This is a genomic window from Candidatus Pantoea multigeneris, from assembly GCF_011752615.1.
Lineage (GTDB): Bacteria > Pseudomonadota > Gammaproteobacteria > Enterobacterales > Enterobacteriaceae > Pantoea > Pantoea multigeneris.
Genome location: NZ_VWXF01000012.1, coordinates 87256 through 102265, shown reverse-complemented (window position 1 = coordinate 102265; position 15010 = coordinate 87256). Strand labels below are relative to the sequence as shown.

Genomic DNA, 15010 nt, shown 5'->3' with positions numbered 1-15010 from the left:
GCTTATTCTTAAGGCGAACACGGCTGGTCAAACTATCGACCCTTACAGTAACATTGCGAACTTCTGCCCGGGCGAACATCGCAACGTTTTTCTTGCCCGTTTGGCACTGTCAGTTAAGGAAAGTGAACGAGAGTGGCACAAAGAGATTATGTAGGCCGCGGGCGTTCAACAGGGACGCGTCGCAAAAGCAACAGTCGGGGTAAGAGCAGCAAAGGCGGTTCTGGTGCCTCTAAGGTGATGATAGTACTGGCAGCCGCCGTACTGGTCACGTTTGCGGGTGGGCTATGGTTTATTGCCCATCATAAAAAGGAAGAAGAGAAGGTCATTCCCGACCACAAGACCGTGGGGAATGGCCTGCCACCGAAACCTGAAGAGCGCTGGAAATACATTAAAGAGTTGGAAAACCGCCAACTTACCGTTCCCACACCTACTGAACCTTCGGCGGGTGGCGGCGTTCAGTCTCAGACTCAGCTGACTGATGAACAGCGTCAACTGCTGGAACAGATGCAGGCTGACATGCGCCAGCAGCCCACACAATTAAATGAAGTGCCGTGGAACCAGCAGACGCCGGCTCAACGCCAGCAGACTTTGCAGCAAATGCAAACTCAGCAGCGCCAGCCGCAAGCGCCACAGCCCGTGACGCAACCCTCAGCACAACAGCAATATCAGCATCAACAACAGATGCTCGCTCAACAGCAGCGTCAGGAACAGCAACGTCAGCAACAGTTGCAGAACCAACAGCGGCAGCAACAACTGCGCCAACAGCAGTTGCAGGAACAGCAGCGTCAGGAGCAGCAACGCCAGCAACAACCTGCCCCGGTCACGCGTGAGCAGGATGTCTTAAAAGCTAAGCCCGTGGAAAAAGCCCCCAGCCAACGCTGGTTAATTCAGTGCGGCTCCTTCAAGGGAACCGACCAAGCGGAATCAGCGCGTGCTGCTCTGGCATTCGAAGGTTTTGAAAGCCGGGTCAGTAGTGGCGGAGGCTGGCATCGCGTGGTCATCGGTCCCTATAAAGATCGCGCTAGCGCAGACAATGTGCTGAGAACCCTGCGTAGTGGTGGCCATTCAAACTGTATTCCCCTCGCTGCCGGGGGTTGAAACCCGCTAAACCCGCCCCATATCAGGTTGCATGATGCTCCGCGTGAAAACGCGGAGCCCTTTTCCCACAGCAACAAGGGGTCTGCCCGTGACAACAATAGTAAGCATTCGACGTAACGGCCAGGTAGTGATTGGCGGTGATGGCCAGGCTACGCTCGGCAACACCGTAATGAAAGGCAATGTTAAAAAAGTACGTCGTCTCTACAACGACAAAGTGATCGCTGGTTTTGCCGGTGGCACCGCAGATGCCTTCACACTGTTTGAGCTGTTTGAACGCAAACTGGAAATGCACCAGGGACACCTGGTGAAAGCCGCCGTCGAGCTGGCAAAAGACTGGCGTACCGACCGTATGCTGCGTCGACTGGAAGCACTGCTGGCAGTCGCAGATGAGAACGCTTCGCTGATTATCAGCGGCAACGGTGACGTGATTCAGCCAGAAAATGACCTGATCGCTATCGGTTCTGGCGGTCCTTTCGCTCAGGCAGCCGCACGCGCTCTGCTGGAAAATACGGAACTAGGTGCACAAGAGATTGTGGCTAAAGCGCTCGATATCGCTGGCGACATCTGCATCTACACCAACCATAACGTCAATTTTGAAGCACTCCCGTCTAAGGCGTAAGGATCGAAATCATGTCTGAGATGACTCCCCGCGAAATCGTCAGCGAACTGAATCGCTTTATCGTTGGCCAGGATGGCGCAAAGCGCGCTGTCGCTATCGCACTGCGTAACCGCTGGCGTCGCATGCAGCTCGACGAAGAGCTGCGCCATGAAGTCACACCAAAAAATATTCTGATGATTGGCCCAACGGGTGTCGGTAAAACCGAGATCGCCCGTCGTCTGGCAAAGCTGGCCAATGCGCCATTCATCAAGGTTGAAGCGACCAAATTCACCGAAGTGGGTTATGTCGGCAAAGAAGTCGACTCCATCATTCGTGACCTGACTGACTCCGCCATTAAAATGGTACGCGTTCAGGCGATTGAGAAAAACAAATACCGCGCAGAAGAGTTGGCGGAAGAGCGCATTCTTGATGTGCTGATCCCACCGGCAAAAAATAACTGGGGCCAGTCCGAACAGCCACAGGAGCCTTCTGCTGCACGCCAGTCTTTCCGCAAGAAACTGCGTGAAGGCCAGCTGGATGATAAAGAGATCGAAATCGACCTCGCCGCTGCGCCAATGGGCGTAGAGATCATGTCTCCTCCGGGCATGGAAGAGATGACCAGCCAGTTGCAGTCAATGTTCCAGAACCTCGGCGGTCAGAAGCAGAAACCACGCAAGCTGAAAATCAAAGAAGCGATGAAGCTGCTGGTGGAAGAAGAAGCGGCAAAACTGGTCAACCCAGAAGAGCTGAAACAAGACGCTATTGATGCCGTTGAGCAGCACGGTATCGTGTTTATCGACGAAATCGATAAAATCTGTAAGCGTGGGCAGAGCTCAGGCCCGGATGTCTCACGTGAAGGCGTTCAGCGTGACCTGCTGCCGTTGGTAGAAGGTTGCACCGTTTCGACCAAGCACGGGATGGTCAAAACCGACCACATCCTGTTCATCGCTTCTGGCGCATTCCAGGTTGCGAGCCCGTCAGACCTGATCCCAGAGCTGCAAGGTCGTTTACCGATTCGCGTTGAGCTACAAGCGCTGACCGTCAATGATTTTGAACGTATCCTGACCGAGCCAAGTGCCTCTGTCACCGTACAGTACAAAGCGTTGATGAACACCGAAGGCGTGAACATCGAATTCACCGAAGATGGTATTCGTCGCATCGCAGAAGCGGCATGGCAGGTTAACGAGACCACCGAAAACATCGGTGCACGTCGTCTGCATACTGTGCTTGAGCGCCTGATGGAAGATATCTCCTATGACGCCAGCGATCTCAATGGACAGTCATTTACCATTGATGCTGACTATGTTGGCAAACATCTGGATCAGTTGGTCGCCGACGAAGATCTGAGCCGCTTTATCCTGTAATTCGCCGCTCAGTGAATGCCGAATGCCAGTCAGTTTATGCTGCCTGGCATTTTTGTTTCTGCCACTCACGCCCCATGTTTGCACAAACAGATTGAAACACCGCCCTTTTTATCCCCTGATGCTTTTGCCAACAATCTGTGTATAGCGATATACTTACGGCTCCTGTGGTCAACAGACGAAACCGCTATGAAATACGATACATCTGAACTCTGCGACATCTACCATGAAGACGTGAATGTGGTTGAACCGCTCTTTTCAAACTTTGGTGGTCGCACCTCATTCGGTGGTCAGATAACCACAGTCAAGTGCTTCGAAGACAACGGCTTGTTATACGACCTGCTAGAAGAGAATGGCCGTGGACGCGTACTGCTGATCGATGGCGGTGGTTCCGTGCGCCGGGCACTGGTCGATGCACAACTGGCACGACTCGCTGCGCAAAACGAATGGGAAGGCCTGGTCGTTTACGGCTCAGTACGTCAGGTTGATGAGCTGGAAGAACTGGATATTGGCATCCAGGCGATTGCCGCCATTCCAGCGGGTGCCGCGGGTGAAGGCATTGGGGAGAGTGACGTTCGGGTCAACTTTGGTGGCGTAACATTCTTCTCCGGCGACCACCTCTACGCCGACAACACCGGCATGATCCTCTCTGAAGACGCGCTCGATATCGAATAACGCGCAAAAAAAACGGGTGCTTCAAGCACCCGTTAGACGATGGCTGAGGCTGTTACACCTCTTCCATTTTTCCCAGCAGTGAGCGTAAACGTTCCTGCCATGCAATCTGCTCTTCTTTCAGATGCTGATTTTCACGAATCAGGGAATCGTGATTGCCTGCAGCCTGCTGTGCTTCATTTTTCAGCACGTTGTTCTGCTCTTTCAGCTCTTCAATTTCCATCTGCAGCAAAGTGATGGTATCAATCGCCTGCTGTACTTTCGATTCCAGTTTCTCGAACACTTCAAATGACATCTTTTTGACTCTCCCAAACCTTGCAAGGCGGTGATACTGCTCGCCTCCGCGCAAATCGCAACGCGATCGCACCGAGACAGCAACGATGAATCGATTGTAAGTAGCCTCATCGCGCAAGTCCAGCAACGCAAAGGGTTTGATCTCCAACTGTCACACTTTTCAGCCTATGCTGAAAAGTGAGGTATCACTGAATCCCACCACGAGAAAAACCAACCCCCCGGCTCGATATGATGGTTTATGAAAGCCACAGCACGCGAAAACGCTCATTTTTTTGACGAGGGACACAAATTTTAATTTCGCTATTTCTCGTTTATGCTCGTTAACGATAAATTCACATCAACCCTACATACAGCTCGGGGTATCTCACGGATGAGCACGACAATTGATAAAATTTAACCTCGCTTCAGGAATACCAACATGAGTCAAACAACAAGTACTCTCAAAGGTCAATGCATCGCCGAATTCCTTGGCACCGGATTAATCATCTTCTTCGGTGCCGGCTGCGTGGCTGCGTTAAAGCTGGCGGGTGCCAGTTTTGGTCAGTGGGAAATTTGCATCATCTGGGGTTTAGCTGTCTCCATGGCGGTTTACCTCAGTGCAGGCGTTTCAGGCGCTCACCTCAATCCCGCTGTTACGGTTGCGCTCTGCCTGTTCGCTAACTTCGAAGGCCGCAAAGTTGTTCCCTACATTCTGGCGCAAGTCGCTGGCGCATTTTGTGCAGCCGCGCTGGTATATGGCCTCTACTACAATCTGTTTTATGATTATGAACAAAGCCATCAGATGGTACGCGGCACGGCTGCAAGCCTCGACCTGGCCGGTATTTTCTCTACCTACCCGAACCCACACATTGGTGTTGGTCAGGCGTTCCTGGTAGAAATGGTGATTACCGCCGTTCTGATGTCAGTGATCATGGCCCTGACTGACGATGGCAATGGCGTGCCGCGCGGCCCACTGGCGCCACTGTTGATTGGTTTGCTGGTTGCCGTTATCGGTGGATCTATGGGTCCATTGACGGGCTTCGCACTGAACCCGGCACGTGATTTCGGACCAAAGCTGTTCGCCTTCTTTGCAGGCTGGGGTGAGGTTGCCTTTACCGGTGCCCGTGATATCCCGTACTTCCTGGTCCCTATTTTTGGACCACTGGTCGGTGCTTGCCTCGGTGCTTTCGGTTATCGCGCCCTGATTAGCCGCCATTTGCCAACTAACCTGGCAACAGAAGAAAAACCGGTCGCGCGCGCTGAGCAGCGTAAAGCGTAAGTTTCACCTTTACTCATTCAGGAAAGCATTATGTCTTCAAATAGTGATAAAAAATATATTGTTGCGCTCGATCAGGGTACTACCAGCTCTCGCGCCGTAGTGCTGGATCACGATGCCAATATCGTTGCGGTTTCCCAGCGTGAATTTACCCAAATCTACCCGAAAGCAGGCTGGGTAGAGCACGATCCAATGGATATCTGGGCTTCACAAAGCTCCACGCTGGTAGAAGTTCTGGCCCACGCAGACATCAGTTCCGATCAGATTGCGGCGATTGGTATCACCAACCAACGCGAAACCACCATCGTGTGGGAAAAAGAGAGCGGCAAGCCGATCTATAACGCCATTGTCTGGCAGGACCCACGTACCGCCGACTACTGTAATAAGCTGAAAAAAGAGGGCCTGGAGGAGTACATCCAGAGCAGCACCGGTCTGGTGATTAACCCTTACTTCTCTGGCACCAAAGTGAAATGGATCCTTGACCATGTCGAGGGTGCGCGTGAACGCGCAAAACGCGGTGAACTGCTGTTTGGTACCGTGGATACCTGGCTGGTATGGAAGATGACCCAAGGCCGTGTTCACATCACGGATTATACCAATGCCTCACGTACCATGTTGTTCAACATCCACACCTTAGAGTGGGACCAGAAGCTGCTGGATGTGCTCGATATTCCGCGCGAAATGCTGCCAGAAGTGAAGTCTTCTTCTGAAATCTACGGGCAGACCAACATCGGTGGTAAAGGCGGTACGCGTATTCCGATCGCCGGGATCGCCGGGGATCAGCAAGCCGCGCTGTATGGCCAACTCTGTGTTCAGCCGGGCATGGCAAAGAATACCTATGGCACCGGTTGCTTCATGCTGATGAATACCGGCACTGAAGCTGTGACCTCGAAGAATGGCCTGTTGACCACCATCGCCTGCGGCCCGCGTGGCGAAGTAAACTATGCACTGGAAGGTGCGGTATTCATCGGTGGAGCCTCCATTCAGTGGCTGCGCGATGAGATGAAACTGTTCAGTGATTCACAAGACTCTGAATACTTCGCCACTAAGGTCAAAGACAGCAACGGCGTGTATATGGTGCCTGCGTTCACTGGTCTCGGCGCGCCTTACTGGGACCCGTATGCCCGTGGTGCGATCTTCGGCCTGACCCGTGGTGCGAATGCTAACCACATCATCCGTGCGACGCTGGAGTCAATTGCCTACCAGACACGTGATGTACTGGAAGCCATGCAGAATGACGCCAATACGCGTCTGCAATCACTGCGCGTTGACGGCGGTGCAGTCGCCAACAACTTCCTGATGCAGTTCCAGTCAGACATTCTGGGAACGCGCGTTGAGCGCCCAGAAGTGCGTGAAGTGACCGCATTGGGTGCGGCTTACCTGGCAGGCCTCGCCGTTGGCTTCTGGAATGACCTTGAAGAAGTGCGCGCGAAATCGGTGATTGAACGTGAGTTCCGTCCTGGTATTGAGACCACACAGCGTAACTTCCTCTACGCAGGTTGGCAGAAAGCCGTTTCCCGCGCGCAGAAATGGGAAGATCACGAGGAATAATTAACCACCCTCACCCTGACCCTCTCCCTTAAAGGGAGAGGGAACATTCGCATAATATCCAGCCTTGAATGCACACCAACACCGCTTTGGGACTGGCACCTGCACTGGCCTCTTATTCAGCACTGACTGCTCCCTCTCCTGTTTGCGGGAGAGGGCTGGGGTGAGGGAAAAATGGCGTAGTGCTGTGCTACACTCTCTGCCTGTTTTTCCAACTGACATTTCACATGAAACGCGAACTCGCTATCGAATTTTCCCGTGTCACTGAAGCAGCAGCACTGGCTGGCTATCGCTGGCTTGGGCGTGGAGACAAAAACGTAGCCGATGGTGCAGCAGTTAATGCCATGCGCCAGGTGCTCAATACCATTGCCATTGATGGACAGATTGTCATTGGTGAAGGTGAAATCGACGAAGCGCCGATGCTCTACATCGGTGAGAAAGTGGGTACCGGCCAGGGCGACGCGGTCGATATCGCCGTTGATCCTATCGAAGGCACCCGCATGACGGCAATGGGTCAGGCGAATGCGCTGGCGGTGATGGCAGTCGGCGAAAAAGGCAGCTTCCTGCACGCGCCCGATATGTACATGGAGAAGCTGATTGTTGGACCCGCCGCGCGTGGTGCCATCGATCTGCATCTGCCACTGGAAACGAATCTACGTAATATCGCTGCGGCGCTGAATAAACCCCTGACTGAACTCACAGTCTCCATCCTCGCGAAACCACGCCACGACGCAACTATCGCTCAGCTCCATCAGCTTGGTGTGCGCGTATTCTCTTTCCCGGATGGCGATGTTGCGGCTTCCATTCTCACCTGCATGCCCGACAGTGAAGTGGATGTGATGTATGGCATTGGTGGCGCGCCAGAAGGTGTGGTGTCTGCAGCGGTGATCCGTGCGCTGGATGGCGATATGCAAGGGCGCTTACTGCCACGCCATCAGGTAAAAGGAGATTCAGAAGAGAACTGTCGCCTCGGCGAAAATGAACTTCAGCGCTGTGCGGAGATGGGCATTGAAGCAAACCGCGTACTGCCACTCTCAGAGATGGCACGCAGCGACAACGTGGTGTTTGCGGCCACCGGTATCACTACCGGCGACCTGCTTAAAGGGATCAGCCGTCAGGGCAATATCGCCAGCACCGAGACGCTGTTGATCCGCGGTAAATCGCGAACCATTCGCCGCATCCAGTCGATTCACTATCTTGATCGCAAAGACGCGGCGTTACAGCCTTTTATTCTGTGACGTGTTGGCTGCCACTTTCCGGATTACGCGAGAGAGGCAGCCAGCAAAGCAGCATCACCAGTGCGGTCAGAAACATCAGCATCCCCACGCTGGACTGATCGTGCTGCGGTAGCAACGCGGAGGCCCAGGCAACAAACCCCGCCCCCAGGTTCTGCAATCCACCCAGCAAAGCACCTGCTGTGCCCGCGAGCCAGGCATAGGGTTCCATCGCGCCAGAGGTAGCCAGTGGAAATAACATACCCGCACCGAAGAAGAACAGTGCCGCCGGCACCAGCAGCGTCCAGATGTTCATGACCCCGAACCAGGCAGGCAACCACATCAGGAAACCTGCGGCCAGGCAGCTATTCACGCCCGTCCACATCAAACTATTCCAGCTTGCGCCATCGCGCCCCGCATACCAGGCACCAAAAAAGGCCGCCGGGATAGGCAGAATAAACAGCACGCTTACCGTCAGGCTACTTAAGCCCAACACGCCGCCCAGCAGAACGCCGCAGCTGGCTTCGAACACCGCGATACCGGCCAACGCACCAATCAGCAGTAGTAAAAAGCGTACAAAGCGCCCATCACGTAAGAGTAACGTGTAACGCTGGAAAAAAGGTGTCGTGCTCTTCTGCCCGATGCGAGTTTCCGGCAACCAGCGAGACATCGCCCCAGTGACCAACAAACACAGCAGCAGCAAGAAGGCAAAACAGGCGTGCCAGCTAAACCAGCGCGTCAGTGCGGCCCCGACCAGCGGTGCCAGTAGCGGGCTCATTAGCAGACCCATATTGAGCAGGCTATTTGCCCGGCGCAGAGACTGGCCGTCATACAGATCGCGCGGTAGGGTGCGCGCCATAACACCACCCACACCGGTTCCCATGCCCTGAATCGCACTTCCCAGCACCAGCATATTGAGCGAGGTTGCCATCAGTGAAACGCCAGCACCCAACATAAACAGCAGCATGCCAAACAGAATCACTGGACGCCGTCCGGTGCTGTCAGAAATCGGGCCGTAGATCAGCTGTGATGCGCCATAGGTGATCAAATACGCGGCCATCACACGCGGCATCTCGCCGTTTCTTACATTCAGTGCTTCCGCAATTTGCGCCATCGCGGGCACATAAATGGTCTGCGCCATCTGACCAACAGCCAGCAATACCAACAACATAAAAATAATATGGCGATTTTCTAAGGGGGTTTTCATCAAATACCGTAACAAGCATCTAAAATTTAAACAGATAACAGCAGGAAAACAGACATGCTGCCCTAATGGCGGTGCAAAATATCAGTTTCCTGTGACAAAGCGAGGGGTGATGATTCCGCAGTTTGACTATCACGTGTAAAGAAAAATATCCGCCCTGTAAAAACAACAGCACAGCAGGTGATCGTGGGTGCTATCCATTTGATCATTCGGGTCATGTGGGGGTTCAGGCAGTAGAAAAATCACACGCGGCATCGCAGGATAATCACCAGGTGAAAATAGTCCTACTAAGGAGAACTCATGGCCGAATGGGTCACTGCAAAGGTGCAAGAGATCGAGAACTGGACGGATGCATTGTTCAGCCTGCGCGTCACCGCGCCAATTGATACTTTTACTGCGGGTCAGTATGCCAAACTGGCGCTGGAAGTGAATGGTGAGCGCATTGTACGCGCTTACTCATACGTTAATGCGCCCAATGATCAGCTGCTGGAGTTCTATCTGGTTACCGTGCCGGAAGGTAAACTCAGCCCACGCTTACAGGCGCTCCAGCCGGGTGATGAGGTGCTGATCACCAAAGAGGCGGCAGGATTCTTCATCCTCGATGAAATTCCGCCGTGCGAAACCTTGTGGATGCTGGCGACTGGCACCGCAATCGGCCCTTACCTGTCGATTCTGCAACAGGGCGAGGGATTAGATCGCTTTGAGAATATCGTCTTGCTACACGCGGTACGCTACGCGGCTGACCTGAGCTATTTACCGTTGATGCAACAGCTACAGCAGATTTATCAGGGCAAGCTGCGTATTCAAACCGTTGTCAGCCGCGAAACCACGGCGGGTGCATTAACGGGACGCGTCCCGGCATTAATTGAAAGCGGCGAACTGGAGGCGGCTGTTGGCTTAAAAATGACGGCAGAATCCAGCCACATCATGCTGTGTGGCAATCCTGAAATGGTACGAGACACACAACAGATGCTGAAAGAGAGCCGTGAAATGCGCAAACACTTCAAACGTAAACCGGGCCACATGACCAGCGAACACTACTGGTAAGTGGGCTTCGTTAAGAAAAAGCCAGCCTCTGAAAACAGATGACTTGATTTACCGAGAAAATTCATCGGTTGGCTTTTGACTTTCACGGCAGAAAACCGGTTTAATTTGCAGCTGAGTTTACTGGTCAGGGCCGAAGAAATGAAGAAATTGCCAGGCGTACTCTTACTGAGTATCGCGCTGACAGCCTCCGCCTGTGCTGCCGAGACTTCGCAGCCTGCGGAACCCGCCGCGTCATCCCCCCCGACTGCCTCCTATTTGATGGCGGGCGCGCCCACCTTTGATATGACTATTGCTCAGTTCCGCGAAAAGTTTAATGCCAGCTACGTGGACACACCGTTACTGGAGTTTCGCGCTATCGACAGCGGCGCGGCCTTAACCCGCGCCGCGAGTAAAATTAACGAAACCCTCTATGCTTCCACCGCACTTGAAGCGGGCACCGGTAAGATTAAAACGCTGCAAATCACCTGGCTACCGCTACCCGGTCCAGATCAGAAAGCCGCACAGGCAAAAGCCATGGCTTACATGACTGCACTGCTGCGTTTCTTTGAACCGACGCTCACCGCTGAAACCGGACGTAAAAAGCTCGATTCACTGCTTACTGCGGGAAAAGGAGAACGTTATTTTGCCCGTAGCGAAGGAGCCTTGCGGTTTGTGGTTTCAGATAGCGGAGATAAAGGGTTAACCCTCGCGATTGAGCCGATAAAACTGACGTTGCCACCCACAAACAGCAGCGACAAAACTGATCAAAAGCAGAGCCAGTAGGGTAATAGATCTCTATACTGGGCACAGAAAACACTGCCCCCGGCAGTGCTATTAAACGAAGCGCTTTATGCGGAGGAAAGAATGCGACATCCACTGGTTATGGGTAACTGGAAACTGAATGGCAGCAAGCAACAGACCGCTGATTTAATTGCAGGTTTGAAGCAAGAACTCTCTGGCGTTGATGGCTGTGGCGTGGCTATCGCTCCACCTGCAATCTATCTCGATCAGGCTGCTGGTGCCATTAAAGGCAGCGCTATCAAACTGGGCGCGCAGAACGTTGATGTTAACCTGTCTGGTGCTTTTACCGGTGAAACCTCCGCAGAAATGCTGAAAGATATTGGTGCTGAGTACATCATCATTGGTCACTCTGAGCGTCGTACCTATCACAAAGAGAGCGATGAATTCATCGCGAAAAAATATGCCGTACTGAAAGCGGCAGGTCTGGTGCCAGTGCTGTGCATTGGTGAGACCGAAGCGGAAAACGAAGCCGGAAAAACGGAAGAAGTTTGTGCACGTCAGATCGATGCAGTACTGACCACCCAAGGCGCTGAAACCTTCAAAGGTGCAGTCATTGCCTATGAACCCGTCTGGGCGATTGGCACTGGCAAATCAGCGACCCCTGCGCAGGCGCAGGCAGTTCACAAGTTTATTCGTGATCACATTGCTAAGCAGGATCAGGCAATTGCCGATCAGGTCATCATTCAGTACGGTGGCTCAGTAAACGATAAGAACGCCGCTGAACTGTTCACTCAGCCAGATATCGATGGCGCGCTGGTTGGCGGTGCTTCTCTGAAAGCCGATGCCTTCGCGGTCATTGTTAAAGCTGCCGCTGCGGCTAAAAAAGGCTAATCTCGCCTAAGGGCGGCGCTCAGCCGCCCTGCAAAATCTCACATTGATGATCCTGCAACTCTTCCGGCGAACCACGGTTCAACAGCAGCCAGTTTCTCTCCAGCGCCAAAAGTGCCAGTTTGCCATCCGGCAACGCCGCCAGCGCCATGCCATATTTCCCCATTTGATCCTGAGCTTGAGGGATTTCCTGCGCCAGACGGATAAATACGCTCTCCTGTGCCAGTTGATCCGGGGTCAACGTGCGGATGAGGTAGCGATGCTTCTGTAAGGTAAAAGGTTGCCACTGCGCGGTGAGCGAGGCCGTATATTGATCCAGCTGCTGGCGCACTCGCGGTTTCAGGCAGGACATATGAATGTGGAGCTGATTTTGCGAACGACCGTATTCAGAATTGATCGCCAGTGCGATAGCCCGGTCAGCAACCGGTGCACCGCGTTTTTCACTCATGATGGCTCGCTGTTGCCATGCCAGTGCAAAGAAGTTAGGCGTTGAAGGAAGCAGCAGAGTCGGGCTTTCGATACCGGTGATTTTTGCGACCGGCATCAGCAAAAATTGCAGTGGACCATTGAGATCTTTCAACGTCACATAGCCCTGCGCCAGATTGACCTGCTGGCAGGGTGCGGGCACGCCGTGTTGTGCCATATCTGGCAAACACTTCTCGCTGATGATATGCCACAAGGCATCGGAATTCTTTTTGACGTGAAAAGCTTTGAACAGCAGCCCACCGACCAATACAACCAGTAGCACGCTGATGACAACCAGGGGGCGGTTTCTTCCCTGCATAGCAGTTAATCCTCTCGCTGGAATCTGCCTGCATCCTCGCCTGCGGCGAGCGGAAAGTCACGAAAAAAAACCAGCCCGGAGGCTGGTCTGTCTGAACGACGGCGATTACGGTTTCATGATCTGGTCGTAAGTGCCGCCATCGGCAAAGTGCGTTTTCTGTGCGGCGGTCCAGCCACCAAACTTGTTGTCGATGGTGAACAGTTTGACTGGCGCAAAGGCATTAGCGAATTTCTTCTCAACGGCTGCATCACGTGGACGATAGAAGTTTTCCGCGGCAATAGTCTGCCCTTCTGGAGAGTAGAGATATTTAAGGTACTCTTCCGCGACTTTACGGTTGCCATCCTGATCGACCACTTTATCCACCACCGCGACCGTTGGCTCAGCCAGAATCGATTCGCTTGGCGTGACGATCTCAAATTTATCTTTACCGCCTGGCAGTTTATTAACTGCCATATAGGCTTCGTTTTCCCAGGCAATCAACACATCACCGATGCCACGCTCAACGAAGGTATTGGTGGCACCACGCGCACCGGAATCCTGAACTTCGACGTTTTTAAACAGCGCTTTGACGTATTCCTGCGCTTTGGCCTGATCGCCATGGTTTTGATCCAGCGCCCAACCCCATGCAGCCAGATAGTTCCAGCGCGCTCCGCCTGAGGTTTTTGGGTTTGGCGTGATCACAGAAACGCCTTTTTTCGTCAGGTCGCTCCAGTCGTGGATCCCTTTCGGGTTGCCCTTACGCACCAGGAAGACGATGGTCGAGGTGTAAGGTGCGGAGTTATCCGGGAGACGTTTGATCCAGTCTTTATCGATACGGCCACGCTCAGCGATGGCATCAACATCGGACTGCAACGCCAGCGTTACCACATCGGCGCGAATTCCGTTGATGACAGAAGTCGCCTGTTTGCCCGAGCCGCCGTGTGACTGACGCACGATGACGTTATCGCCCGTTTCTTGTTTGTAATGGGCAGCAAACGCTTTGTTGTACTGATCGTACAGCTCACGCGTTGGGTCATAAGACACGTTTAACAGCTGGATATCCTTAGCCAGGACGCTGGTCGAAGCCAGCAACAGGGTGAAACCAATACTCCACTTGTTCATTACGCCATCTCCCAGAATCGTTATGGGCTAAGCGTGACATAAACCTTTCTACGACTAAAAGAATTAAAAAGGAGGATTTATAACCACGGGGAATAAAGGGGTGCTGAGCAGCACCCCAGGTAAAATCAGAACAGTTTTTTGGCCGTATCCAGCCAGTCGCGCTTGAATGGACGCTTCATGTTCTCAATGGCATCGATGATGTCATGGTGTACCATCTTCTCATTCTGAATGCCGACACAGCGACCACCGTAGCCCTGCAACAGCAGCTCAATCGAATAAGCTCCCATGCGTGACGCCAGAATGCGGTCATAGGCGCAAGGCGCACCGCCACGCTGGATATGGCCTAACACCGTGGCGCGGGTTTCGCGCTTGGTTTCTGTTTCGATGTAGTGCGCCAGTTCGTCGATATCACAGATGTGCTCAGTGATAGCGACGATAGCGTGTTTTTTACCCTTGGCGATCCCGGCTTTAATTTCTGACAGCAGCTCTTCACGCGTGTAAGGAATTTCAGGCAACACGATAAATTCACAGCCGCCTGCAATCGCCGCCGCTAATGTCAGATCACCACAGTAACGCCCCATCACTTCGACGATAGAAATACGCTGATGCGAAGAAGAGGTATCACGCAGGCGGTCAATCGCCTCAACCACCGTTTCCAGCGCGGTGAAGTAACCGATGGTGTAATCAGTACCGGCGACATCGTTATCGATCGTGCCTGGCAGGCCGATGCATGGGAAGCCCATTTCGGTCAGGCGCTTCGCACCCATGTAGGAGCCATCTCCCCCAATCACCACCAGCGCATCAATGCCGCGCTTTTTCATGTTCTCAATCGCGACCTGGCGCACGTCTTCATTGCGGAATTCAGGGAAACGCGCAGAACCGAGGAAAGTACCACCACGGTTGATCATGTCTGACACGCTGTAGCGGTCGAGATTAATCATGCGATCTTCGTACAAACCCTGATAGCCGTCATAGATACCAAAAACCTCTAGCCCTTCACTCAGCGCTGCGCGGACCACTCCACGAATTGCTGCGTTCATGCCGGGGGCGTCGCCACCACTGGTCAGTACTCCGATTTTCTTAATCATGACAACCTCTGGTTTGTTCAAACGAAGGGTTTTATCTGTAGGCCGGGCGGTAAGGTTCCGGCAAGTATTGGCTGATAGTATATCAAAGGCTCAATGCTGAATTGATTCAGGTCAGATAAGTTTTCACTACTTTTTTTG

15 protein-coding genes are annotated in these 15010 nt (G+C 53.2%); 10 read left to right on the top strand and 5 right to left on the bottom strand.

What is annotated here, in order from left to right; all coding sequences use genetic code 11:
- The first annotated feature begins 132 nt into the window (after positions 1-132).
- The 4 genes from ftsN to rraA all read left to right on the top strand — a co-directional run bounded on the left by ftsN (position 133) and on the right by rraA (position 3732).
- Complete coding sequence (gene ftsN, locus F3J40_RS21505; RefSeq protein ID WP_167017937.1) at positions 133-1098, top strand: cell division protein FtsN; 966 nt, start codon at positions 133-135, stop codon at positions 1096-1098.
- Positions 1099-1186: 88 nt separating this feature from the next.
- Positions 1187-1717, top strand: coding sequence for an ATP-dependent protease subunit HslV (gene hslV / locus F3J40_RS21500; protein ID WP_071524416.1), 531 nt, complete (start codon positions 1187-1189; stop codon positions 1715-1717).
- Between the two features lie 11 nt (positions 1718-1728).
- Positions 1729-3060, top strand: a complete 1332-nt coding sequence (gene hslU / locus F3J40_RS21495) for an ATP-dependent protease ATPase subunit HslU (protein ID WP_167017935.1) — start codon at positions 1729-1731, stop codon at positions 3058-3060.
- Between the two features lie 186 nt (positions 3061-3246).
- Positions 3247-3732, top strand: a complete 486-nt coding sequence (gene rraA / locus F3J40_RS21490; RefSeq protein ID WP_017348809.1) for a ribonuclease E activity regulator RraA — start codon at positions 3247-3249, stop codon at positions 3730-3732.
- Between the two features lie 52 nt (positions 3733-3784).
- On the opposite strand, the gene zapB is transcribed toward rraA, so the two are convergent.
- Positions 3785-4024 (bottom strand): cell division protein ZapB, encoded by a 240-nt coding sequence (zapB, locus tag F3J40_RS21485; RefSeq protein WP_017348810.1) that lies wholly within the window; start codon positions 4022-4024, stop codon positions 3785-3787.
- A gap of 417 nt (positions 4025-4441) precedes the next feature.
- On the opposite strand from zapB, the gene F3J40_RS21480 reads away from it, so the two are divergent.
- The 3 genes from F3J40_RS21480 (at position 4442) to glpX (ending at position 8064) form a co-directional block, all read left to right on the top strand.
- Positions 4442-5281: an MIP/aquaporin family protein gene (locus F3J40_RS21480; protein WP_167017933.1), complete on the top strand. Its 840-nt coding sequence runs from the start codon at positions 4442-4444 to the stop codon at positions 5279-5281.
- A 30-nt stretch (positions 5282-5311) separates the two neighbouring features.
- Positions 5312-6829, top strand: a complete 1518-nt coding sequence (gene glpK / locus F3J40_RS21475) for a glycerol kinase GlpK (RefSeq protein ID WP_167017931.1) — start codon at positions 5312-5314, stop codon at positions 6827-6829.
- A gap of 224 nt (positions 6830-7053) precedes the next feature.
- Complete coding sequence (gene glpX / locus F3J40_RS21470) at positions 7054-8064, top strand: class II fructose-bisphosphatase (protein ID WP_167017929.1); 1011 nt, start codon at positions 7054-7056, stop codon at positions 8062-8064.
- Here the strand turns inward: glpX and emrD are convergent.
- On the bottom strand, positions 8054-9247 hold the full coding sequence (emrD, locus tag F3J40_RS21465) for a multidrug efflux MFS transporter EmrD (protein ID WP_017348814.1): 1194 nt from the start codon (positions 9245-9247) through the stop codon (positions 8054-8056). The genes glpX and emrD overlap by 11 nt on opposite strands.
- A gap of 297 nt (positions 9248-9544) precedes the next feature.
- Between emrD and fpr the strand changes: the two genes are divergently transcribed.
- The 3 genes from fpr to tpiA all read left to right on the top strand — a co-directional run bounded on the left by fpr (position 9545) and on the right by tpiA (position 11902).
- On the top strand, positions 9545-10291 hold the full coding sequence (fpr, locus tag F3J40_RS21460) for a ferredoxin--NADP(+) reductase (RefSeq protein WP_167017927.1): 747 nt from the start codon (positions 9545-9547) through the stop codon (positions 10289-10291).
- A gap of 138 nt (positions 10292-10429) precedes the next feature.
- Positions 10430-11053: a DUF1454 family protein gene (locus F3J40_RS21455; RefSeq protein ID WP_167017925.1), complete on the top strand. Its 624-nt coding sequence runs from the start codon at positions 10430-10432 to the stop codon at positions 11051-11053.
- Between the two features lie 81 nt (positions 11054-11134).
- Positions 11135-11902, top strand: a complete 768-nt coding sequence (tpiA, locus tag F3J40_RS21450; RefSeq protein ID WP_167017923.1) for a triose-phosphate isomerase — start codon at positions 11135-11137, stop codon at positions 11900-11902.
- Positions 11903-11921: 19 nt separating this feature from the next.
- Here tpiA and F3J40_RS21445 read toward each other — a convergent pair whose 3' ends face one another.
- The 3 genes from F3J40_RS21445 to pfkA all read right to left on the bottom strand — a co-directional run bounded on the left by F3J40_RS21445 (position 11922) and on the right by pfkA (position 14872).
- On the bottom strand, positions 11922-12683 hold the full coding sequence (locus tag F3J40_RS21445) for a CDP-diacylglycerol diphosphatase (RefSeq protein ID WP_167017921.1): 762 nt from the start codon (positions 12681-12683) through the stop codon (positions 11922-11924).
- Between the two features lie 105 nt (positions 12684-12788).
- Entirely contained in the window at positions 12789-13784 is a 996-nt protein-coding gene (locus F3J40_RS21440) for a sulfate ABC transporter substrate-binding protein (protein WP_167017919.1), read from the bottom strand.
- 125 nt (positions 13785-13909) lie between these two features.
- Positions 13910-14872: a 6-phosphofructokinase gene (gene pfkA, locus F3J40_RS21435; protein WP_017348820.1), complete on the bottom strand. Its 963-nt coding sequence runs from the start codon at positions 14870-14872 to the stop codon at positions 13910-13912.
- Positions 14873-15010 lie beyond the last annotated feature (138 nt).